Below are 20,176 nucleotides of genomic sequence, written 5' to 3' on the forward strand. Positions count from 1 at the left end.
ATGGGGTTTATTCCAATATTATTGACATTTGGCGGTTTTGTATTTCTCTTTGCTTTGGTGGTCAACCAAAGCATCAAAGCAAAAAAAGAGCAATATAAAACCGCTCTATCAAAATTAGCCGATTCATTAAATCTTGAGATGAAAGATCAAGATTTTAATATTGATAAAATTGAAGCTGAAATAAAAAAGGTCCAGGATATGGATTCCCAAAAAACCAAGTCATTAAAAGTCCTTTTGGGAAAAGTCAAATTACTCAGACATCAGTACAACGAATTGATCGCTACTAAACCGTACAGTTTTGTAGCCAAATCATTTGGTTATCGCGCTATCTGATCCTCTATATAGTCAAAAATCTCTCCTTGATCTTCTGGCAAAAACCATTGGATTTCATTATCTCTTCTAAACCAAGTAAACTGTCTTTTAGCATAGCGTCTGGAATTTCTCTTCAACAGTCGTACGGCCTCTTCTTTGTCATATTCACCTGCCAAATAACCAAAAATTTCTGAATAGCCCACAGTCTGCAAAGCATTCAGTTCTCTATGCGGGAATAGCTTTTCAGCTTCATCAAAGAGCCCTGCCTCAACCATCAAATCCATCCTATAATTTATCCTATTATAAAGTTCTTCTCTCTCTCGCTCTAGACCTACCTTTATTATATTAAAAGGCCTGCTAGCTTTCTTCTTGACCCTATAGCTGCTAAACGGCTTCCCTGTACCTAAGCTTACTTCACAGCCCCTAATCAATCTCTGTGGATTATTAAGGTCTACAATTGAGTAATATTCTGGATCAAGCTTTTTGAGTTTTTCTTGGATAGCAGTTATCCCTTCTTTTTCATACAAATCATTGAGTGATCTCCTAATAGAGGGATCAATATCAGGAATATCATCAAAACCCTCACAAATGGCATTGACAAACAATCCCGAACCTCCTGTCATAATCAAGACATCATGGGATTCAAACAAGGTCGCCATAAGCCCCAAAGCTTCCTTTTCGAACTTCCTTACATCATATTCATCGAAGATAGACAGATTATTGATAAAATGATGTTTCACTTCTCTGAGCTCATCTTTACTCGGTTTAGCAGTCCCCAATTCCATCTCCCTGTAAAATTGTCTGCTATCAGAAGAAATAATTTCTGTATTGAATTTTTTAGCTAAATTTATACATAAATCTGTTTTTCCTACAGCAGTAGGACCAACAACAACAATAAGGTATTTATCACTTTCCAAGACCATCAAAAGGTATTCATTGTATGAATTAATTGGTCCAAAATTAATAATTATAAGGTCATGGAAAATAAAAAGGTTCTAATAGTGGATGACAATAATCTCAACCGTAAGGTTTTTGAGAATATTATTGCACATGACTACCAGTTTGAAACTGCCGAAAATGGCAAGGAAGCAATTGGCAAAATAAAAACCCAAAATTACGACCTCATCCTTATGGACATCCAGATGCCCGTAATGGATGGAATTACCGCTCTAAAAATCATCAAGGAAGAAAACCTAACCATTGCCCCTATAATTGCCATTTCCGCATTTTCTAACCAAAATGACAGAGAATATTTTCTTTCTGCAGGATTTGATGAATTTATTGCCAAACCTGTAAAACCAAAACACCTACTTGAAAGCATATATTATCAATTAAATAACTCTGCAAAGCCAAAAAGTGAAACAGAAACCCCAACTGGAATCTGTGAAATTCTGGACACTAAGGTCTATAACCAGTTAAAAAAATATAATTCAGAAGAAAACATTAAAATGGTTTATGATGATTTCATTGAAGAGGCGCAGGGAATACTAGATGAAATCAAGAATTTAGTCAAACGGAAAAATTTTTCTGACATTGGAGAAAAACTTCATATATTAAAAGGGAATTCAGGAACCCTTGGCGCAAAAAAATTATTTATCGAAGCAGGGAAGTTTGAACAAAAAATTAAGAATACAAAGTTTGAAAATATCAACGAAGATTATTTAACATTGCAGAATCATTTTATAAACTTTAAGAACCACCTCAGCCAACAAACCAATCAGGGACAAGAATGAGCGACAATAAAAAAATATTGGTAGCAGAAGACAGTTCGGTTATCATCAATCTCACCAAAAACGTTTTGATGTTTGAAAAATATGAAATCAAAGCGGTCAAAAATGGCAAACAGGTATTGAGCCAATTGGAACAAGCAGATTATGATCTGATCCTAATGGATATCAATATGCCTGTGATGGATGGCATAGAATGTACCAGGGCTATCAGGGACTTATCAGATCCTCAAAAATCCCAAATCCCCATTATTGCCATAACTGGTAACTATAAAAACTACACCCTAGATGATTTTAAACAAGCAGGACTGAACGATTATCTTCAAAAGCCGCTTGACTACGACTTGCTTCTTGCCACGGTAAAAAAACACCTGAACAAATAACACATTAATATTGACCAGCAACAATGGCCATTAAGTATACAAAAAACAACCTTGATAAAATCGAGAGCCTATTTGCAGAATCTGACTATATGTTGAGATATGAAAAGGGCAACTTCAAATCAGGTTACTGCATACTAAAGGACACCAAGGTGGTTATAATCAACAAATATTATACACTTGAGGGAAAAATAAACACCCTAATAGACATTCTGAAAGAATTGAATTTTAACCCAAAGGAGTTTAAAAATAAAAAAAACCAAGATTTCTATATTGAACTCCAACAAACCGAACTTAAACTTTGAATATCACTTTTTTAGGAACAGGCACTTCTCAAGGTATCCCTGTCATTGGTTGTCAATGTGATGTATGCACTTCCCTTGATTTCAGGAATAAAAGGTTAAGAAGTTCAATCCATATTGAAATTGACCAAAAAAGCTTTGTTATTGATACGGGACCAGATTTCCGATCTCAAATGCTCAGAGAAGGCATATCACAACTGGACGCGGTCATCTATACACATGAGCACAAAGACCACACTGCAGGTCTTGATGATATACGTCCTTTTAATTTTATGCAGAAAAAGGATATGCCGATCTATGGCACAAAACCTGTCCTTGAACAAATTCAAAGGGAGTTCTCATATGTGTTTTCCTCAAAGAAATATCCGGGAGTACCACAGGTAATCACCCATGAGATCCAAAACAAGCCCTTTGATGTCCATGAAGTCACCTTTACCCCTATAGGGGTACTACACTATAAATTACCTGTCTTTGGGTATAGGATAAAGGACTTTACCTATATTACTGATGCAAAATATATAGCTGAAGAAGAAATGAAAAAAATAAGGGGCAGCAAAGCCCTTGTCTTAAACGCCCTTCAGCTTTCCGAACACATTTCCCACCTTACATTGGATGAGGCCTTGGAGATAATTGAAGAGATAAAACCAGAAAAAGCCTATTTGACACATATCAGCCACAAACTAGGCTGCCATCAGGAAATCCAAGAACAGCTTCCTGACAATGTTTTCCTAGCTCATGATGGCTTAAAGATATCACTTGACTAATGCATCTTAATTATCACTTCTTAAAATTTCTTTGTCCTGCCCTTGAAAAAAAGCTTAAGGGAATGGAAATAATGGAATGCTTCTCTCAAAACAAAGATGAATTGGTCATTGGTTTTTCAGAGGAAAACAGCTCACTATATATAAGAGCTAATCTATCTCCAAGTATTACCTGCCTTAGCTTCCCAGGAGACTATCAAAGGAGTAAAAAAAACAGTGTTGACCTTTTCCCTGGAGCTATTGGAGAAAAAGTAATCCAGGTACGTGCTTTGTCCTATGAAAGGGCAATGTTTATCAGTTTTGAATCTGGCAAAGCTTTTTTATTTAAACTTCATGGAAGCAGAAGTAATGTTTTATTTTATTCCGATCCAAACCAATCACCATCAAGTATTTTCAGAAATGAGTTAAAAGAAGACCAAGCTTTGCTCATTAGAGATTTAGAAAACCATCTAAACTTAAGCCATGACCAGTTTATCGCTCTAGAGGGAAAAGCAGCATCCTTTCTTCCCACGCTGGGAAAAATCCCTAGGGCTTGGCTTAAGAACAAAGGATACATATCAGCACCAATCGAGGAAAAATGGTTGCTTATGCAAGAGCTCATGGACATGCTGGAAACACCCTTATTTAGCATAACAAAGGAAAATGAGCAATACCAGCTCAGCTTGTTACCTGAAGAAAACAACATATTCACTTCAGCAGACCCTATAGAAGCTGCTAATGAATACTTCAGGTATGCAGTTGTTTTCCAAGCTTTTGAAAAAGAAAAAAAACAGATTTCCAAGACCTTAGAAGAACAGAAGAAAAAAACAGCCTCCTATATAAAAAAAACACGTATAAAGCTTCAGGACTTGGAAGGCAGTAGCTCTCCCAGCCAACTGGCTGATGTCATCATGGCCAATCTTCACCAAATTCCAGCTGGAAGTACAGAAGTGGAATTGTTTGACTTTTATCAAAACCAAAATATTACAGTAAAACTCAAGAAAGGAAGCAGCCCTCAAAAACAGGCCGAAAATCTTTATAGAAAATCAAAGAATAGGAAAATTGAATTGGAACAACTATACAAAAACCTCTCTGAAAAAGAACTGCTTTTTCTAGAATTAGAGGAATTAATAATGGAGTTAGATGAAATCCAAGACTTTAAAACCCTTCGGGAATTTGCAAAGACAAATCAGATCAATCAAAAATCAAAGGAACAAACCTCCAATCTTCCATTTAAGCGTTTGGATATGGAAGGTTTTGAGATATTGATAGGCAAGTCAGCCAAGGCCAATGATCAAATGCTAAGATACTATAGCTGGAAAGATGACTTATGGCTACACGCCAAGGATGTTTCCGGATCACATGTAATCATTAAGTATAAATCAGGGCAAACAATTCCCAAATCAATTATTGAAAGGGCGGCCGAGTTGGCTGCATTTTATTCCAAAAATAAGAATGAATCCCTAGCCCCTGTGATGTATACCCCTTGCAAATATGTAAGAAAAGTGAAGGGCAGTCCCGCCGGAGCTGTAATGGTAGATAAGGAAAAGGTCATAATGGTCGCTCCAAAAGGACCATAAAAAAAGGCTTCCTTTATAAAGGAAGCCTTTTTTTGCTGTTTATTCTTGTTTATTCCACTACATGTACTTTTAGCATATTAGTTCTTCCTTTATCTTTCAAAGGCATACTTGCTGTGTTGACGATCAAATCCCCCTCAACCACATATCCATCTGCTTTCAACCTGTCCTGAATTTCCTTAAACGTTCCGTCAGTAGAGGTTTGGTCATCATTGAAATAATAAGCATTTACACCCCAAACCAAACTCAACTGAGTAATCAATGTCTTATTCATGGTAAAGACAATATTCTCCGCAAAAGGTCTGTGGGAAGCAATTCTAAAGGCAGTAAATCCAGAAGCGGTAATACCTACTATGGCTTTAGCCTTAACGTTTCTTGACAATCTTGAAGCCATAAGGATCAAGTTATTGCTCAAGAAAGTTTCATCATTTTCAGGAATTTTATAAAGGTTGTGATAAACGTCGGAATTATCTTCCACATGTTTGATCACACTGGTCATTGCTTTTACAGCATGAACAGGATATGCACCGGAGGCAGTTTCAGCTGAAAGCATTACCGCATCAGCACCGTCAAGAACTGCATTGGCCACATCATTGGTTTCTGCACGTGTTGGACGTGGATTTTGGATCATACTCTCTAGCATCTGAGTAGCAATGATAACAGGCTTACAAGCCAATTTACATTTCTCTACCAAACGCTTTTGCCATAATGGCACCATCTCCATAGGCACCTCTACACCAAGATCTCCACGAGCTACCATCAAACCATCAGTCAGTTCGATGATTTCATCAATATTATCTAAAGCCTCAGGTTTTTCAATCTTAGCAACTATTTTACAAGACTTACCTGCATCTTCGATCCTTTTCTTCAAATCTGCAATATCCTCTGCAGACCTAACGAAAGAAAGTGCAATCCAGTCCACCTCATTTTCAAGACCAAAAACCAAGTCCTCTTTATCCTTTTCAGTTAGTGATGGAGCACTTACTTTGGTGTTTGGAAGATTGATCCCCTTTCTTGACTTAAGGATGCCACCATGGACTACGGTACAGTCCACATTTATTCCTTCAGTCTTATTAACCAACAATTCCAAATTACCATCATCGATCAAAATTCTGTCGCCAGGATTCACATCTTGAGGTAAATTTTGATAAACTGTACTAACTAAGGAAGAGGTCCCTACTACTGGCTCACTGGTAATGGTAATCTTATCTCCCTCTTTAATCTCTACTCCATTATTTTCAACTTCACCAACCCTAATCTTAGGTCCTTGCAAATCCTGCAGGATACCGATATTAAGATTGTTTTCTTTATTGATCTTTCTAATAAGTCTAATCACCTCTGCATGACCTTCATGGTTACCATGAGAGAAGTTCAACCTGAAAACATTAACACCAGCATCAACTAATTCTTTTAGGGTTTGTTCGTTGTTGGAAGCCGGACCAACAGTAGCCAGGATCTTAGTTTTCTTATTCACGTTGGGTACCTTCATTTCTTCTTATAATTGTTATTTAATAGGTTAATAGGTTCTCCTTTGATTTTATTTTCAAGACATCAAGTTTAACGACATTTTGAATAAACTTGCTGCCTGACAATTTTTCAATACACAAATTTAAATTTGTCTCATGGGTGAAGTCCTGCAAAAGCAGGAAGTAATCCATTATTTTCAATTCGGGCACAAGATACAGTGTTTGTCCCGAATCTGAAAAAGAACGGTTCTTTAATAACTGAATAAAACCATGTTCTTTTTCCAAAATAAATTGAGAGATCACCAAATTGGGCTGATTTATAAACTCCAACTGGTAATCTTTTGATTTTATCAACTTAATATCCAACGAACTATTGATGGCCCATGCCATCTTATAGTCTTTCAGAGGTGCTACCAGCCCTAAAAGTTCAAAATCAAAATCATGTTCTACTTGGAGTTTTGTTTTCCTCATGAAGGAAGAATTTTAAAAGAACAAAATTAAAAATATTCTCTCAACTTCAATGTTTCCGTGGAATATCTTAAATTTAGTTATCGGTTTTTTTTGACATTAATGTTTTAAATATATTTCTTTGCGGAGTGTTTTAACTAAACTAATCACAAAATGTCTGAAATTGCACAAAAAGTAAAAGCCATTATCGTGGATAAGTTAGGCGTAGAAGAATCTGAAGTAACTCCTGAAGCTAGCTTCACTAACGATCTTGGCGCTGACTCTCTTGATACGGTAGAACTTATCATGGAATTCGAAAAAGAATTCAACATTTCTATTCCAGACGACCAAGCTGAGCAAATCGGTACAGTAGGTCAAGCTGTAAGCTATCTGGAAGCCAACGTAAAATAATCTAACCCTTCAAAATTCATTTATGAATTTAAAAAGAGTTGTAGTAACAGGTTTAGGTGCCCTTACACCACTAGGTAATACCGTTCCAGAATACTGGAAGGGGCTATCTAATGGTGTAAGCGGTGCTGCACCTATTACTAAATTCGATGCATCCTTATTTAAGACGCAATTTGCTTGCGAGGTAAAAAACCTCGACATTGAGCAATTTATAGATAGAAAAGAAGCTCGTAAAATGGATCCTTTCACTCAGTATGCAGTTATCTCTGCAGAAGAGGCCATGAAGGATTCAGGGCTTGACCTCGAAAAGATCGACCTTTCAAAGGCCGGTGTTATTTGGGGTTCTGGTATTGGCGGGCTAAAAACCTTTCAGGATGAAGTAGCGACTTTCGCTACAGGTGATGGAACTCCACGTTTCAACCCTTTCTTTATACCTAAAATGATCGCTGATATCAGCGCTGGCTTTATTTCCATGAAATATGGTCTTCAAGGACCTAACTTCGTGACTGTTTCAGCTTGCGCATCTGGCACCAATGCCTTGATTGATGCTTTCAACTATATCCGTTTAGGTAAAGCAAATGTTTTTGTAACCGGTGGCTCCGAAGCTGCAGTTACAGAGGCAGGTGTAGGTGGATTCAACGCCCTTAAGGCCTTGTCCCAAAGAAATGATTCTCCTGAAACTGCTTCTAGACCTTTTGACAAGGACAGAGATGGATTTGTCTTAGGAGAAGGAGCTGGTGCTATTATCCTTGAAGAATATGAGCATGCTAAAGCTAGAGGTGCCAAAATCTACGCCGAAATGGTTGGTGGCGGCATGACTGCTGATGCACATCATATCACGGCTCCTCACCCAGAAGGTGTAGGCGCTGGTAATGTGATGAAGTTTGCTCTGGAAGATGCTGGAATGAAGCCTGAAGATGTTGATTATATCAATGTCCATGGTACTTCTACTCCATTAGGAGATGTAAGTGAAACCAAAGCCATCCAAAGAATTTTTGGTGAGCACGCTTACAAGCTTAACATAAGCAGTACTAAGTCTATGACAGGTCACCTTTTAGGTGCCGCTGGGGCAATTGAAGCCATTGCATCTATTATGGCGATCAACCATGACTTGGTTCCTCCTACAATTAACCACTTCACTGATGATGAAGCTTTTGACGCCAAGTTAAATTTAACTTTCAACAAAGCTCAGAAAAGAGAAGTAAACGTAGCCTTGAGTAATACATTTGGATTTGGTGGGCACAATGCTTCCATCATTTTCAAAAAAATAACTGAGTAATCTACCTTGAAGATATTTCGCAAACTCAGATTTCAGGAACTACTTTACGACAATAAAGATAAAAGGCTTGCTGCTGCTATAAAATTAATAGTGGGCAGTAAGCCTTTAAATTTATCCCTGTATAAATTAGCCTTAAAACATTCTTCTGCAGCAGAAGAAATCAAGCATGGTATCAAGGCCTCCAATGAGCGTCTTGAATTTTTAGGAGATGCTATTTTAGGAGCCGTTGTAGCTGAACACCTCTTCATCAAATTCCCTTTCAGAGATGAAGGCTTTTTGACCGAGACTCGTTCGAGGATTGTCAACAGAGAATCACTTAATCAGGTCGGCAAAAAAATTGGACTGCCCAATATTGTAGATACAGATCTATCTGGAAAAGGTTTCTATACACATAAATCCATCTATGGTGATACCTTAGAAGCATTGGTTGGGGCGGTATATCTGGACAGAGGCTATGGCTTTTGCAAGCGTTTTATCCTTACCAGGATAATCACCCCACATTTTGATATTGAAAATATCATTTCCACGACGATCAATTTTAAAAGTAAGATCATTGAATGGTCACAAAAGGAAAATAAGGAAATTGAGTTTTCTTTAATATCCGTCACTGGTAGTCAGCGCTTCAAGGAATTTCTAGTAGAATTAAAAATTGAGCAGGAAAGCTTCACAGAAGGAAAAGGGCCAACAAAAAAGAAAGCAGAGCAAGAAGCCGCAAAAAATGCCTGCGAAAAACTAAATCTGGCTATTTAGAACCCTATATTTGCCCCTTGTGTTTATAATTCTCAAGTCGATTGAAATCCCTTTTGGATATATTGCCTTGAATAAAGCATCCTATTTAGGGTTAATACTTACTGAGCCGAACAAATTTACTTATGTCTGTATTGAAAATTGGAGGGGCCACTGTTAACCAGACACCTTTGGACTGGACGGGCAACTTATCAAACATTCTAAATGCCATTGAAGAGGCAAAACAACAGGGTATTGAACTGCTTTGCTTCCCTGAACTGTCAATCACTGGATATGGCAGTGAGGACCTTTTCTTAAGTAAATGGTACCCTGAAAAGGCCCTGAAGCAATTAAAAAAGCTTTTGGACTACTGCGATGACATTACCGTCTGTATAGGGCTACCTATAAGAATTTCTGATTCGCTTTACAACTGTACTGCTGTAATTGAAAACAAAAAAATCAAGGGCATCATGGCGAAGCAATTTTTGGCCATTGATGGTGTCCATTATGAATATAGGTGGTTCACCCCTTGGGTAGCAGGAAAAACAACCAGTTTTGATTTCTTTGGAGAGGATGTACCATTTGGGGATATCATCTTTGACAAAAAGGGATATAGCTATGGTTTTGAAATCTGTGAAGATGCGTGGAGAGGCTCTAAAAGACCAGGTCATCGACTAAAAGACCGAAATGTTGATCTAATATTCAACCCTAGTGCCAGCCACTTTGCCATGGGCAAAAGTGAGCATAGGGAAGAATTGGTCAAGGAAAGCTCCATCGAATTGAATGCCACTTATTTTTACATCAACCTTTTGGGCAATGAAGCTGGAAGGATGATTTTTGACGGGGAAATTTTGCTTGCCCAAAACGGTAAACTATTCCTTAAAAATGAACTTCTTTCCTTTAAAGCTTTCCAAATAAAAGCATTTGATTTGGAAAGGAATGCTGAGCCCAAAGCAGCTATTGAGTCAAGTTTTGACAAAAACATTGAATTCACCCAAGCAGTGACTTTGGCACTCTTCGACTACATGAGAAAAAGCTGGAGCAAAGGATTTGTGCTTTCCCTAAGCGGAGGAGCAGACTCTTCCTCCATCGCTGTATTGGTGGCCGAAATGGTACGCCGAGGAATTTTTGAGCTTGGCGTCAAAGGCTTCTTAGAAAGGGCTCATTTAGACCTGTCTATCAAGACCGAGAACCCCGTAAAGGAAATTACCAGCCAACTGCTTACAACGGCCTACCAGGGCTCTGAAAACTCTTCTTGCGACACTTTACAAAGCGCCCAGTATCTTGCAGAAAGCATAGGCGCCACATTTCATAACTGGAAGATATCTTCTGAGGTGAGTTCGTATACTGAAAAAATAGAAAATGCCATTGGCAGAGAACTTACCTGGGAAAATGATGATATCACACTCCAAAATATCCAAGCACGGGTTCGGGCCCCAATCATCTGGATGCTGGCCAATTTAAACAATGCTCTCCTCCTAGCCACCTCCAATAGAAGTGAAGGTGATGTCGGTTATGCCACCATGGATGGGGACACAAGCGGCAGTATTTCACCGATTGCAGCTGTAGACAAATATTTTCTGCTACATTGGTTAAAATGGGCTGAAGAAAGCCTTGGTTATAAAGGATTGGAAAAAGTCAACTCACTTCAACCTACTGCAGAGCTCAGGCCACAGGAAAGGCATCAAACGGATGAAAACGACCTCATGCCCTATTCTATCATTGTCCAAATTGAAAGATTGGGCATTCTGGAAAGAAGGTCACCAGTGGACATATACCATATTCTGAAACATGAGTTGGACATTGATTCTGCTCAATTAAAAACCTACATCCAAAAGTTTTTTAGACTTTGGTCAAGAAATCAGTGGAAAAGAGAAAGGCTGGCTCCCTCCTTCCATTTGGATGATTTTAATGTGGATCCTAAAACATGGTGCAGATTCCCTATTTTATCCGGAGGCTATAAGGAAGAATTGATGGAATTGGACCAAATAGATGAATAATAAAATTATCTTAGCAAAAACTTACTGAACCAATGATCAGCTTAATTTTAGATTATATAGTCTGGAGCCCAAATCCAGCAGTTTTTCCAGGTTTTGAAAGAATCAGATGGTACAGCCTTCTTTTTGCCTTGGGCTTTATCATTTCCCAACAAATCATGATCTACATCTTCAAAAAAGAAGGCCATGATGAAAAATTGGTAGATAAACTAACCATCTATATGGTTTTGGCTACCATTGTTGGTGCAAGGCTAGGACACGTATTATTTTATGAGCCAGAAAAATACCTCAGCAACCCTATCGAAATCCTGAAGGTTTGGGAAGGTGGACTGGCCAGTCATGGCGCCGCCTTTGCCATTCTATTTGCGCTTTGGCTATACGTAAGAAAGACTCCGTCTCAAAGCTATTTATGGGTAGTCGACAGGATAGTAATAGTAGTGGCCATGACAGGTGCCATGATCAGGTTTGGCAACCTAATGAATTCTGAAATCGGAGGAAAGCCAACCGGGACAGATACTGGCATCGTATATGCAAGGCAAGTTGAGGAAATATTGGAAACACTTAATGTACCAGTAGAAAGTGTAAATGCTTATAAACCTGAAGATAGAAGCAGTGAATTGAAGGGCAATGGAATTGTTCCTCTTAATATTGATATTGAGATCAACAAAGGAAACTATAAGGAAGAAGACCTTCGAAAAACCCTTGAAAGTGATATTAAATACGTGCTGACCAAATTCAACAGTTCTAAAAAATATTTGGCCGAACCAGAAAACACACCATTGGACTATGAATTGGTGGATGAGGGAGAAAATTACCTAGCCACAGTAAGAACATTTGGGCTGGCTAAACACCCTACCCAAATCTATGAATCCATATCGTATTTAATCATCTTCCTAATTCTATTTGGTCTTTGGAACAAATACAAGGAACGGTTACCTGATGGTTTATTGCTAGGTCTATTCCTTATCACTGTATTTGGTATGCGATTTATCTGGGAGTTCTTTAAGGAAAACCAAGTGGACTTTGAAGACAACCTAAGCCTTAATATGGGGCAATCACTTAGTATACCATTGGTCATCGCTGGGGTGATACTGGTAATAAGGGCCTTAAAGGTAGGCAATAATAGCATTCAGAATTAAGGCACGGGATCATGCCCATGACCTCCCCAAGGGTGGCAACGTGCGATTCTTTTGATTCCCATCCAGCCACCTTTAAATACTCCATGCTTCATAATAGCTTCTTTCATATATTGGCTACAAGTAGGTGTGTACCTACAAGCACTGGGAAACAACGGGGAAATAAGGTATTGATAAAACAGTACTGGAAAAACTGCTATCTTTCTTAAGAGAGTTTTCAATGTATTATATATTTTACTCTTAAAGATAATTACTTAAAACAAAGTTCCCTCAGTGAAACATATAAAGGCTCTGATATTGATCAATACAATAAATTACTGTAAAGCTATAATGCTTTCAGCTTTTATCGCATTTTTCATAGTTCCAGAAGCTTTCGCACAAGATACCATCCCTGCAGTCCAAGACAGTCTTTCAACGCAAGAAATACCAGAAAAAGTTACCGTCAATAATATTTTCATTATAGGTAATGAGAAAACTAGGAAGAATATCATCCTGCGTGAAATGCATATTAGTCAAGGTGAGACCTATGATTGGGAAGACTTTGTCAGTACGCTCTCTTCTGATCAAAAAAAAATCTATAACCTTCAGTTGTTTACATCCGTAGAAATCACTCCATTATTTGTAGGGGATGAAGAAGTAGAATTGTTGATTTCGGTGAAGGAAAGATGGTATATTATTCCGAGCATTATTTTTGAATTGGCAGACAGGAACTTTTCGGAATGGTGGATCAACCAAAACAGGGATTTTTCGAGGGTAATTTATGGGCTCAAATTAAACCACAATAATGTTGGTGGTAGAAATGAAAAGCTGAGGATAATGGGCAAATTAGGTTTTACCCAAGCATTTGACCTTACCTACAGTATTCCATATATTGACCGAGACCAACTTCATGGGCTAGCGGCAAGGTTTACTTATAACACCAATAAAACCATAGCCGTTAGATCCTCACAAAACAAACAGGTGTTTTATTCCAATGAGGATGAAGAAATGCTCAGAAAAAAAATGAACGCCATTTTGCAATATACCTATAGGGGCAGTTTCTATAATTTCCACTATTTCACACTTGGCTTTAGTAATACCAAGGTCCATGAGGAAGTTCTCGAGCAAAATCCAAATTACTTTTTGAATGAAGGAACCCGACAAAAGTTCTTCTATGCTTCCTATTCATTTCTACATGACAGAAGGGACAATATTGCCTATGCCACAGACGGAGAATTATTAAGTATTGGGCTAAGCAGGTATGGTCTTTTCAGTAGTGACGATGTAAATGAAACAGAGATTTCCCTTACAGCAAGCAGGTATTTTAGGTTTAATGAAAAGATGCACTTTGTCACCGGATTATCCGCATCAAGCTTTTTAGGAACAAGCCAACCATATACGCTTGTAAGGGGGATTGGTTATGACCCTAATTTTATCAGAGGATACGAGATCAATGTCATTGAAGGGCAACAATTATTAATAAATAAAAACAGTTTCAGGTATAAAATCCTTGATATAGAGTTCGATACTTCTAAATTAATCCCCATAGAAGAATTTTCAACTTTCCCAGTAAAAGCCTACTTAAGTGCCAATTTTGACCAAGGGTATGTAAATGACAGGAACAGGCTTCCTGAAAACAGCGCTTTGACCAACAAATACTTGTTTGGCTATGGTCTTGGGATTGACCTTATCACCTTTTACGATCAGGTATTTCGATTTGAATACTCCATCAACAATCAGGGGGTCGGCAGTTTCTTCATTAACTTCAAAGCACCACTTTAAAACATTGACTTTCAGATAGATTTAACTTAAATTTATCTTTAATATTTTTCATCTGATTTTTTTTGCTGTATGATACGATTACAATGTCCACTTTTTTGGGCAGTGTTTCTGGCAGCTACCGTTACTTTTGCGCAAAATGGTTCAGAAACATACCCTAAAGGAGCTAGAAGTATTGGCATGGCCAATGCAAATACCAGTCTAAGTGATCCTTGGAGCATTTTCAATAATGTAGGGGCAATGGGACAAATGGATCAAAATGCCATTTTCTGCGCCTATGATCATAGATTAGGATTAAATGAACTAACCACCTTGGCAGCAGGAGCCACTCTCCAAAGTAAATTTGGTGTTATGGGCATAAGCTTATCCAATTACGGCGGTGAGCTTTTCAACCAACAATCATTAGGTTTAGGTTTTTCCCACCGAATTGATAAAAACAGTTTTGGTTTGAAAGCCAACTACCTTCAAACCAATATTGAAGGTTATGGTAAAAGAGCTGTCCCTACATTAGAATTTGGAGGTTTAACACAAATCATACCTGAATTAAGCTTTGGTTTACATGTTTATAATATTACCAGAACCAAACTGAGCCCCCATTCTAATGATTATCTGCCTACCATCATTAAAACAGGTATATCTTTTCAACCAACAGAAAACTTACGGGTAAATATTGAAGCAGAAAAGGACATCTTATTGAAACCAGTTACAAAAATTGGTCTGGAGTACAGTTTTTCAAAACGGTTTTGGGCAAGGTGTGGCTATAAATCCAATCCCTCAAACCTGCACTTTGGTATTGGTTTTAAGCCAAAAAACTTTAGCATTGACTATGCAATGGCCCAAAATAATCAGCTGGGATTCACCCATCATTTTTCCTTCAGCTATACCTTCAAAAAGCCATGAGCTCTCTTGGAAAAATATCGACAATCTTCATTTTTGTAACACAAGTATCTATTTTTTGCTTTGCCCAGTCTTATGATGACTTCGATGTGGAGGCATTTGCAGAAGAGCTTTTTGCCACACAGGATGAGGACTTGAACTACGAAATACTATATGAAAACCTACTCCAGATTTACCTAAACCCTTTGGATCTAAATCAATGCAATGCAGATGAATTACAGTCCCTCTATATTTTAAGTCCTTTACAAGTCCAGCGCTTCACACTGCATCGAAAAACATTTGGCAAACTACTTTCCATATATGAGCTACAAGCCATTCCTGGTTTCAGTATTTCTACCATCCAAAAGCTAAAGCCCTTTGTAACCTTAAACCCCAATATTGAGAAAAAAGCACTCTCTTTACCAAAGAGAATACTTTCTGAAAAAACAGCCTATCTTATCTATAGGACTAAATTCAATCTTGAAACCCGAAAGGGCTTTACTGCTCCTGACACCTTAAGCAATGGTCGATTAACAAATCGGTATCTGGGAAGCCCAGAAAGCCATTATATCAGATTCAGAACACAGCATAGTAAAGACTTCAGTTTTGGCTTCACCTTAGACAAGGATGCTGGAGAAACTTTTAAATGGTCTCCAAATACCCGCCAGTATGGTTTTAATTTTTTCAGCTACCATTTAAGCCTTTACAACAAAGGAAACTGGAAAAACATAACAATTGGAGATTACCAGGCCCAATTTGGGCAAGGATTGGTTTATGGAGCAGGATTTTCAGTTGGGAAAGGAGCTGAGACTATCACTACCACCAGAAGAAGTTCCACAGGCACTAAACCTTTCACCTCAGCCATAGAGAGTGGCTACTTTAGGGGATTGACCGCTACATATAAAAAAGGAAATATTGAGGGAACCATAATCTTATCTCATGTACGTAGGGATGCAGCTTTAGAATGGCCAGATAGCACCAATAAGAAGAGTCTTTACATTAAATCTCTCCCAGAAAGCGGCTATCATAGAACTTCAACTGAAATCGCTCAAAAAGCAAATTCTTGGGAGCAAAATATTGGCGGAAACCTAGCTTATTTTTCAAAAAGCAAAAATTTACAGATTGGAATAAATTCTCTGGTCACCAAATTCAAACATCCGTACTTGAGACAAACTCAAATCTATAATGGTTTTGAATTTAGGGGACAAACCAACCACATCCATAGCTCCTACTTTTCCTTCAACCACCAAAATTATTTCTTCTTTGGTGAAGGAGCCATTTCAAAAAGTTCTGGAAAAGCTTTTGTCCTAGGAATGATGAGTAGTTTAAGCCAACATTTTGACCTGGTATTTCATATCAGAGATTTTGGCAGAAATTTCCATAGTTTTTATGGAAATGCTTTCAGTGAGGGAACGAGGCCTATAAACGAAAAAGGAATTTATTTGGGGCTCCATTATCACCCTAACAGAAAATTACAATGGAGTGGCTATATTGACCAGTTTAGCTTTCCTTGGCTCAAATACAGGACCTATTCCGCTTCCGCTGGCTATGAATGGCTCCAACGAATCACCTATAACAACAAGAAAAGACTAACCCTATACCTTCAAATAAGAGAGGAGCAAAAAGACCGCAATATCACCACCAGCCAAAATGAGCGTCCTAGTTATCGGCTATCCACAGGAAAAAAGAGAAATTATAGCTTAAACTTGGATCAAAACATCAATAAAAACTATTCTATACGCACGAGGATCCAATGGAGCTTCTTTGATTTTGACCAACAAAAAACCAGCGGCTATGCAATTGCTCAAGACTTCAATGCTGCTTTTGGAAAATGGAAGTGGAGTGGACGAATAGCCCTTTTTGATACCGAAGACTACGATAATCGACAGTACATTTATGAAAAGAATGTGCTTTGGGCATTTTCAATCCCCAGTTATTATGGACAGGGCATGAGATACTATTTACTCAGCCAGTTCAAAGCTTCTAGCAAAATAAATATTTGGCTTAGATGGAGTAGATCAATTTACTCAGATCGAGAAGTGATTGGCTCAGGCCTTCAAGAAGTGAAAGGCAATACCTTAAGTGATATCACCTTTCAGATCCGATACCAGTTTAACAAATAACCAATGGTAAACTGATTATTTTTCTTTTAAAATATCCCTTATTTCAGCCAACAATAATTCTTCTTTGCTCGGGGCTGGTGGTGGAGTAGGTTTTACCTCTTCTTTTTTCTTTAAATTATTCATAGTTCTGATGGCCATAAAAATCACAAAGGCAATAATTACAAAATCAATTACCATTTGCAAGAAATTACCATACCTAATGGCAACTGCTGCAGTTTCTACGCCTTCCGGCGAAATACTTGCCTCTTTTAGCACATACATTAGCTCTTTGAAGTTAACTCCACCTATGGCAAGGCCAATGGGTGGCATAATAATGTCATTAACCAGTGAAGAAACTATCTTACCAAATGCAGCTCCAATGATAACAGCCACCGCCAGATCAATGACATTCCCTTTTAGGGCAAACTTTTTAAACTCCTGTAATAATCCCATACAAAATAATCGTTAATGGTTTGAACAAAATTTTATATCGCATATCAACCGATTGCAAAATCAAAATACAAATAAATACTTAAGTAGGATCAACACATCAAAAATATTTGCAACAAAATATGATAATATTTATTAGTAGGCTTCTACCTATTGACTTATTAAATTTGCAGGCAAAGCAGGTGAAAATTTTAGATTGGCAATATGAATACACTAACTCCTCCAAAGGCAGCAATAAAACCACATAAAATTACTTTTCATGACCATACCAGAATCGATCCATATTACTGGATGAATGATAGGAATAATCCTGAAGTGATTGAATATCTAAATCAGGAGAATGATTTCCTAAAAGAATCCCTAGCACATACTGAGACACTTCAGAAAGAACTGTTTGAGGAGATGAAAGGTCGCATCAAAGAAGACGATGAGAGCGTACCCTATTTTAAAGATGGTTTCTTCTATTATACCAAATACATTTCTGGCGCTGAATATCCTATTTTTTGTAGAAAAGCCGAGAGTTTGGAAGCTGAAGAGGAAATTATATTGGATGTAAATAAGTTGGCAGAAGGGAACGAATATTTTAATGTTAGCAGCCTCGCTGTTTCTACCAATCAACAGTTATTGGCCTTTGCACAGGACAATATTGGCAGGAGGATTTATTCAATTAAAATAAAAAACCTGGAAACTGGTGAGCTACTTTCAGATGAAATCAATAATGTCACAGGAAACCTCACATGGGCAAATGACAATAAAACCATATTCTATTCAAAACAAGATCCTAACACCCTAAGATCCTTTCAAATCTTCAAGCATAGAATAGGTACAACTCAGGATAAAGACGAATTGATATTTGAAGAAAAAGACGACACCTTTACCTGTCACATCAGCAAATCAAAATCAAAACAATATTTATTCATTTGCAGTGAAAGCACTGTTTCATCTGAAATAAGGTTCTTAAACGCTGATGAACCTGATGGAAAGGTACAATTGATCCAAACTAGAGAACGGGACCTGGAATACCATGCCGATCATTTTGGCGAGGATTTTTTGATCATGACCAATCACAATCATGCCACCAACTTTAAACTGGTAAAAACTCCAGTAAAAAGCCCTCAGAAAGCCAACTGGAAAGACATTATTCCCCACAGAAAAGATGTTTTGCTTGAGGGCTTCGAGGTTTTTCAAGACCATCTTGTCCTAGAAGAAAGATTTAATGGATTGACCAGAATTCACATCAATCCTTGGAATGATAAAGCTCCTCATTATATTGAATTTACAGAACCAACCTATTCAACATGGACAAGTTATAACCCTGAATTTTCAACCAAACTACTGAGATTTGGCTATAACTCCCTTACAACCCCATCCTCCACTTATGATTATAATATGGAGACAGGGGAAAAAACTTTATTGAAGCAACAGGAAATAGTAGGAGGGTACACCCCTGAAGAATACCAATCTGAAAGATTATGGGCAAAGGCCGAAGACGGCACAATGGTTCCAATTTCATTGGTGTATAAAAAGGAAAGCTTCAAGAAAGATGGCAGCTGCCCTTTGCTTCAATATGCCTATGGCTCATATGGTTTCAGCACAGATGCCATTTTCAGTTCGAACCGACTTTCTCTATTGGATCGGGGTTTTGTGTTTGCCATAGCCCATATCAGAGGTGGCCAAGAAATGGGAAGGTACTGGTATGAAGATGGAAAAATGCTAAAGAAGAAAAATACATTCACCGATTTCATTTGCTGTTCTGAATATCTAATCGACCAAAAATACACTAGTCCTGACAAGCTATTTGCTATGGGCGGAAGTGCTGGGGGATTATTAATGGGTACAATAATAAATATCAAGCCAGAGCTATACAAAGGGGTAATTGCTGCTGTACCATTTGTAGATGTCGTTACCACTATGCTTGATGAGAGCATCCCACTTACCACAGGAGAATTTGATGAATGGGGAAACCCAAAGGAAAAGACCTATTATGACTATATGCTCTCCTACTCTCCTTATGATAATATAGAGAAAAAAGACTATCCTAATTTATTAATTACCTCTGGACTACATGATAGTCAAGTACAATATTGGGAACCTACTAAATGGGCCGCTAAGCTAAGAACAGAAAAAACAGATCACAACCTTCTACTCCTTTACACAAATATGGATGCCGGACACGGAGGCGCTTCAGGCCGTTTTCAATCATTGAAAGAAATGGCCATGGAATTTGCCTTCATTATTGATCTGTCCAAAGCTTGATAAGCCTTAAATAAAATAGGAAAAGGGTAATTACCCTTTTCCTATTATTAACTAAAAATCATATAATAACGCTCCATTATAGAGAAAATTCTTTCTTCTGGTCAATCAGCTATTAGTTACCGCTATCAATCAATCCAATATTAAAACTAATCCATCAAATAGATTTTTAAGAAACATTGGATTAATCACCTATTTTATAAAAATATTTTTACATTATTTTTCATACTCGTTTCTCTT

20 protein-coding genes are annotated in these 20,176 nt (G+C 37.7%); 15 read left to right on the plus strand and 5 right to left on the minus strand.

The annotated features are described in order from the left end of the window. Positions 1–333: a hypothetical protein gene (locus KMW37_RS02225; RefSeq protein ID WP_215222961.1), complete on the plus strand. Its 333-nt coding sequence runs from the start codon at positions 1–3 to the stop codon at positions 331–333. Here the strand turns inward: KMW37_RS02225 and miaA are convergent. Further along, positions 318–1,235 carry a tRNA (adenosine(37)-N6)-dimethylallyltransferase MiaA gene (gene miaA, locus KMW37_RS02230; protein ID WP_215222962.1) on the minus strand — a complete coding sequence of 306 codons (918 nt, stop codon included), beginning with the start codon at positions 1,233–1,235 and terminating at the stop codon, positions 318–320. The two genes, KMW37_RS02225 and miaA, sit on opposite strands and share 16 nt — an antisense overlap. A gap of 54 nt (positions 1,236–1,289) precedes the next feature. Between miaA and KMW37_RS02235 the strand changes: the two genes are divergently transcribed. From KMW37_RS02235 to KMW37_RS02255, 5 genes are all read left to right on the plus strand, one after another. After that, positions 1,290–2,045: a response regulator gene (locus KMW37_RS02235; RefSeq protein WP_215222963.1), complete on the plus strand. Its 756-nt coding sequence runs from the start codon at positions 1,290–1,292 to the stop codon at positions 2,043–2,045. Then, positions 2,042–2,422 carry a response regulator gene (locus tag KMW37_RS02240; RefSeq protein ID WP_215222964.1) on the plus strand — a complete coding sequence of 127 codons (381 nt, stop codon included), beginning with the start codon at positions 2,042–2,044 and terminating at the stop codon, positions 2,420–2,422. The genes KMW37_RS02235 and KMW37_RS02240 overlap by 4 nt, the downstream gene beginning before the upstream one ends. A gap of 23 nt (positions 2,423–2,445) precedes the next feature. Continuing rightward, positions 2,446–2,724 (plus strand): hypothetical protein, encoded by a 279-nt coding sequence (locus KMW37_RS02245; RefSeq protein ID WP_215222965.1) that lies wholly within the window; start codon positions 2,446–2,448, stop codon positions 2,722–2,724. Further along, positions 2,721–3,485 (plus strand): MBL fold metallo-hydrolase, encoded by a 765-nt coding sequence (locus KMW37_RS02250; protein WP_215222966.1) that lies wholly within the window; start codon positions 2,721–2,723, stop codon positions 3,483–3,485. Before KMW37_RS02245 ends, KMW37_RS02250 begins: the two co-directional genes overlap by 4 nt. Positions 3,486–3,547: 62 nt before the next feature. Next, positions 3,548–5,041, plus strand: coding sequence for an NFACT RNA binding domain-containing protein (locus KMW37_RS02255; protein ID WP_317195546.1), 1,494 nt, complete (start codon positions 3,548–3,550; stop codon positions 5,039–5,041). Between the two features lie 49 nt (positions 5,042–5,090). On the opposite strand, the gene pyk is transcribed toward KMW37_RS02255, so the two are convergent. Together pyk and KMW37_RS02265 are read right to left on the minus strand one after the other, a co-directional pair. Further along, positions 5,091–6,527, minus strand: a complete 1,437-nt coding sequence (pyk, locus tag KMW37_RS02260; RefSeq protein ID WP_215222968.1) for a pyruvate kinase — start codon at positions 6,525–6,527, stop codon at positions 5,091–5,093. 19 nt (positions 6,528–6,546) lie between these two features. Next, complete coding sequence (locus KMW37_RS02265) at positions 6,547–6,975, minus strand: IPExxxVDY family protein (protein WP_215222969.1); 429 nt, start codon at positions 6,973–6,975, stop codon at positions 6,547–6,549. A 150-nt stretch (positions 6,976–7,125) separates the two neighbouring features. Between KMW37_RS02265 and KMW37_RS02270 the strand changes: the two genes are divergently transcribed. The 5 genes from KMW37_RS02270 to KMW37_RS02290 all read left to right on the plus strand — a co-directional run bounded on the left by KMW37_RS02270 (position 7,126) and on the right by KMW37_RS02290 (position 12,500). Then, positions 7,126–7,362 carry an acyl carrier protein gene (locus KMW37_RS02270; protein WP_010855324.1) on the plus strand — a complete coding sequence of 79 codons (237 nt, stop codon included), beginning with the start codon at positions 7,126–7,128 and terminating at the stop codon, positions 7,360–7,362. 22 nt (positions 7,363–7,384) lie between these two features. Further along, positions 7,385–8,638 (plus strand): beta-ketoacyl-ACP synthase II, encoded by a 1,254-nt coding sequence (gene fabF, locus KMW37_RS02275; protein ID WP_215222970.1) that lies wholly within the window; start codon positions 7,385–7,387, stop codon positions 8,636–8,638. A gap of 6 nt (positions 8,639–8,644) precedes the next feature. Continuing rightward, on the plus strand, positions 8,645–9,388 hold the full coding sequence (rnc, locus tag KMW37_RS02280; RefSeq protein ID WP_215222971.1) for a ribonuclease III: 744 nt from the start codon (positions 8,645–8,647) through the stop codon (positions 9,386–9,388). Positions 9,389–9,510: 122 nt separating this feature from the next. After that, positions 9,511–11,364 (plus strand): NAD(+) synthase, encoded by a 1,854-nt coding sequence (gene nadE, locus KMW37_RS02285; protein WP_215222972.1) that lies wholly within the window; start codon positions 9,511–9,513, stop codon positions 11,362–11,364. A gap of 32 nt (positions 11,365–11,396) precedes the next feature. Next, on the plus strand, positions 11,397–12,500 hold the full coding sequence (locus KMW37_RS02290) for a prolipoprotein diacylglyceryl transferase (RefSeq protein WP_215222973.1): 1,104 nt from the start codon (positions 11,397–11,399) through the stop codon (positions 12,498–12,500). On the opposite strand, the gene yidD is transcribed toward KMW37_RS02290, so the two are convergent. Further along, on the minus strand, positions 12,497–12,718 hold the full coding sequence (gene yidD / locus KMW37_RS02295; RefSeq protein WP_215222974.1) for a membrane protein insertion efficiency factor YidD: 222 nt from the start codon (positions 12,716–12,718) through the stop codon (positions 12,497–12,499). The genes KMW37_RS02290 and yidD overlap by 4 nt on opposite strands. Positions 12,719–12,827: 109 nt before the next feature. Here yidD and KMW37_RS02300 point away from each other — a divergent pair, with 109 nt between their 5' ends. The 3 genes from KMW37_RS02300 (at position 12,828) to KMW37_RS02310 (ending at position 17,254) form a co-directional block, all read left to right on the plus strand. Further along, the gene (locus tag KMW37_RS02300) at positions 12,828–14,258 is read left to right on the plus strand and encodes a BamA/TamA family outer membrane protein (protein WP_215222975.1); all 1,431 of its coding nucleotides are present in this window, start codon (positions 12,828–12,830) and stop codon (positions 14,256–14,258) included. Positions 14,259–14,327: 69 nt separating this feature from the next. Then, a complete protein-coding gene (locus KMW37_RS02305; RefSeq protein ID WP_215222976.1) occupies positions 14,328–15,155 on the plus strand; it encodes a PorV/PorQ family protein in 828 nt (275 codons plus the stop codon). Continuing rightward, positions 15,152–17,254, plus strand: coding sequence for a ComEA family DNA-binding protein (locus tag KMW37_RS02310; protein ID WP_215222977.1), 2,103 nt, complete (start codon positions 15,152–15,154; stop codon positions 17,252–17,254). The genes KMW37_RS02305 and KMW37_RS02310 overlap by 4 nt, the downstream gene beginning before the upstream one ends. A gap of 15 nt (positions 17,255–17,269) precedes the next feature. Here KMW37_RS02310 and mscL read toward each other — a convergent pair whose 3' ends face one another. Further along, complete coding sequence (gene mscL, locus KMW37_RS02315) at positions 17,270–17,686, minus strand: large-conductance mechanosensitive channel protein MscL (RefSeq protein ID WP_215222978.1); 417 nt, start codon at positions 17,684–17,686, stop codon at positions 17,270–17,272. Between the two features lie 201 nt (positions 17,687–17,887). Between mscL and KMW37_RS02320 the strand changes: the two genes are divergently transcribed. Next, positions 17,888–19,939 carry a S9 family peptidase gene (locus tag KMW37_RS02320; RefSeq protein ID WP_215222979.1) on the plus strand — a complete coding sequence of 684 codons (2,052 nt, stop codon included), beginning with the start codon at positions 17,888–17,890 and terminating at the stop codon, positions 19,937–19,939. Positions 19,940–20,176: the final 237 nt, after the last annotated feature.

The organism is Echinicola shivajiensis, assembly GCF_018642165.1.
GTDB classification, from domain to species: Bacteria; Bacteroidota; Bacteroidia; order Cytophagales; family Cyclobacteriaceae; genus Echinicola; species Echinicola shivajiensis.

Excerpts from the sequence above, each read along its gene's own strand:
- KMW37_RS02225 (WP_215222961.1), top strand. The coding sequence starts at position 1 with ATGGGGTTTATTCCAATATTATTGACATTTGGCGGTTTTGTATTTCTC.
- miaA (WP_215222962.1), bottom strand. The coding sequence starts at position 1,235 with ATGGTCTTGGAAAGTGATAAATACCTTATTGTTGTTGTTGGTCCTACT.
- KMW37_RS02235 (WP_215222963.1), top strand. The coding sequence starts at position 1,290 with ATGGAAAATAAAAAGGTTCTAATAGTGGATGACAATAATCTCAACCGT.
- KMW37_RS02240 (WP_215222964.1), top strand. The coding sequence starts at position 2,042 with ATGAGCGACAATAAAAAAATATTGGTAGCAGAAGACAGTTCGGTTATC.
- KMW37_RS02245 (WP_215222965.1), top strand. The coding sequence starts at position 2,446 with ATGGCCATTAAGTATACAAAAAACAACCTTGATAAAATCGAGAGCCTA.
- KMW37_RS02255 (WP_317195546.1), top strand. The coding sequence starts at position 3,548 with ATGGAAATAATGGAATGCTTCTCTCAAAACAAAGATGAATTGGTCATT.
- pyk (WP_215222968.1), bottom strand. The coding sequence starts at position 6,527 with ATGAAGGTACCCAACGTGAATAAGAAAACTAAGATCCTGGCTACTGTT.
- KMW37_RS02265 (WP_215222969.1), bottom strand. The coding sequence starts at position 6,975 with ATGAGGAAAACAAAACTCCAAGTAGAACATGATTTTGATTTTGAACTT.
- KMW37_RS02270 (WP_010855324.1), top strand. The coding sequence starts at position 7,126 with ATGTCTGAAATTGCACAAAAAGTAAAAGCCATTATCGTGGATAAGTTA.
- fabF (WP_215222970.1), top strand. The coding sequence starts at position 7,385 with ATGAATTTAAAAAGAGTTGTAGTAACAGGTTTAGGTGCCCTTACACCA.
- nadE (WP_215222972.1), top strand. The coding sequence starts at position 9,511 with ATGTCTGTATTGAAAATTGGAGGGGCCACTGTTAACCAGACACCTTTG.
- KMW37_RS02290 (WP_215222973.1), top strand. The coding sequence starts at position 11,397 with ATGATCAGCTTAATTTTAGATTATATAGTCTGGAGCCCAAATCCAGCA.
- KMW37_RS02300 (WP_215222975.1), top strand. The coding sequence starts at position 12,828 with ATGCTTTCAGCTTTTATCGCATTTTTCATAGTTCCAGAAGCTTTCGCA.
- KMW37_RS02305 (WP_215222976.1), top strand. The coding sequence starts at position 14,328 with ATGATACGATTACAATGTCCACTTTTTTGGGCAGTGTTTCTGGCAGCT.
- KMW37_RS02310 (WP_215222977.1), top strand. The coding sequence starts at position 15,152 with ATGAGCTCTCTTGGAAAAATATCGACAATCTTCATTTTTGTAACACAA.
- mscL (WP_215222978.1), bottom strand. The coding sequence starts at position 17,686 with ATGGGATTATTACAGGAGTTTAAAAAGTTTGCCCTAAAAGGGAATGTC.
- KMW37_RS02320 (WP_215222979.1), top strand. The coding sequence starts at position 17,888 with ATGAATACACTAACTCCTCCAAAGGCAGCAATAAAACCACATAAAATT.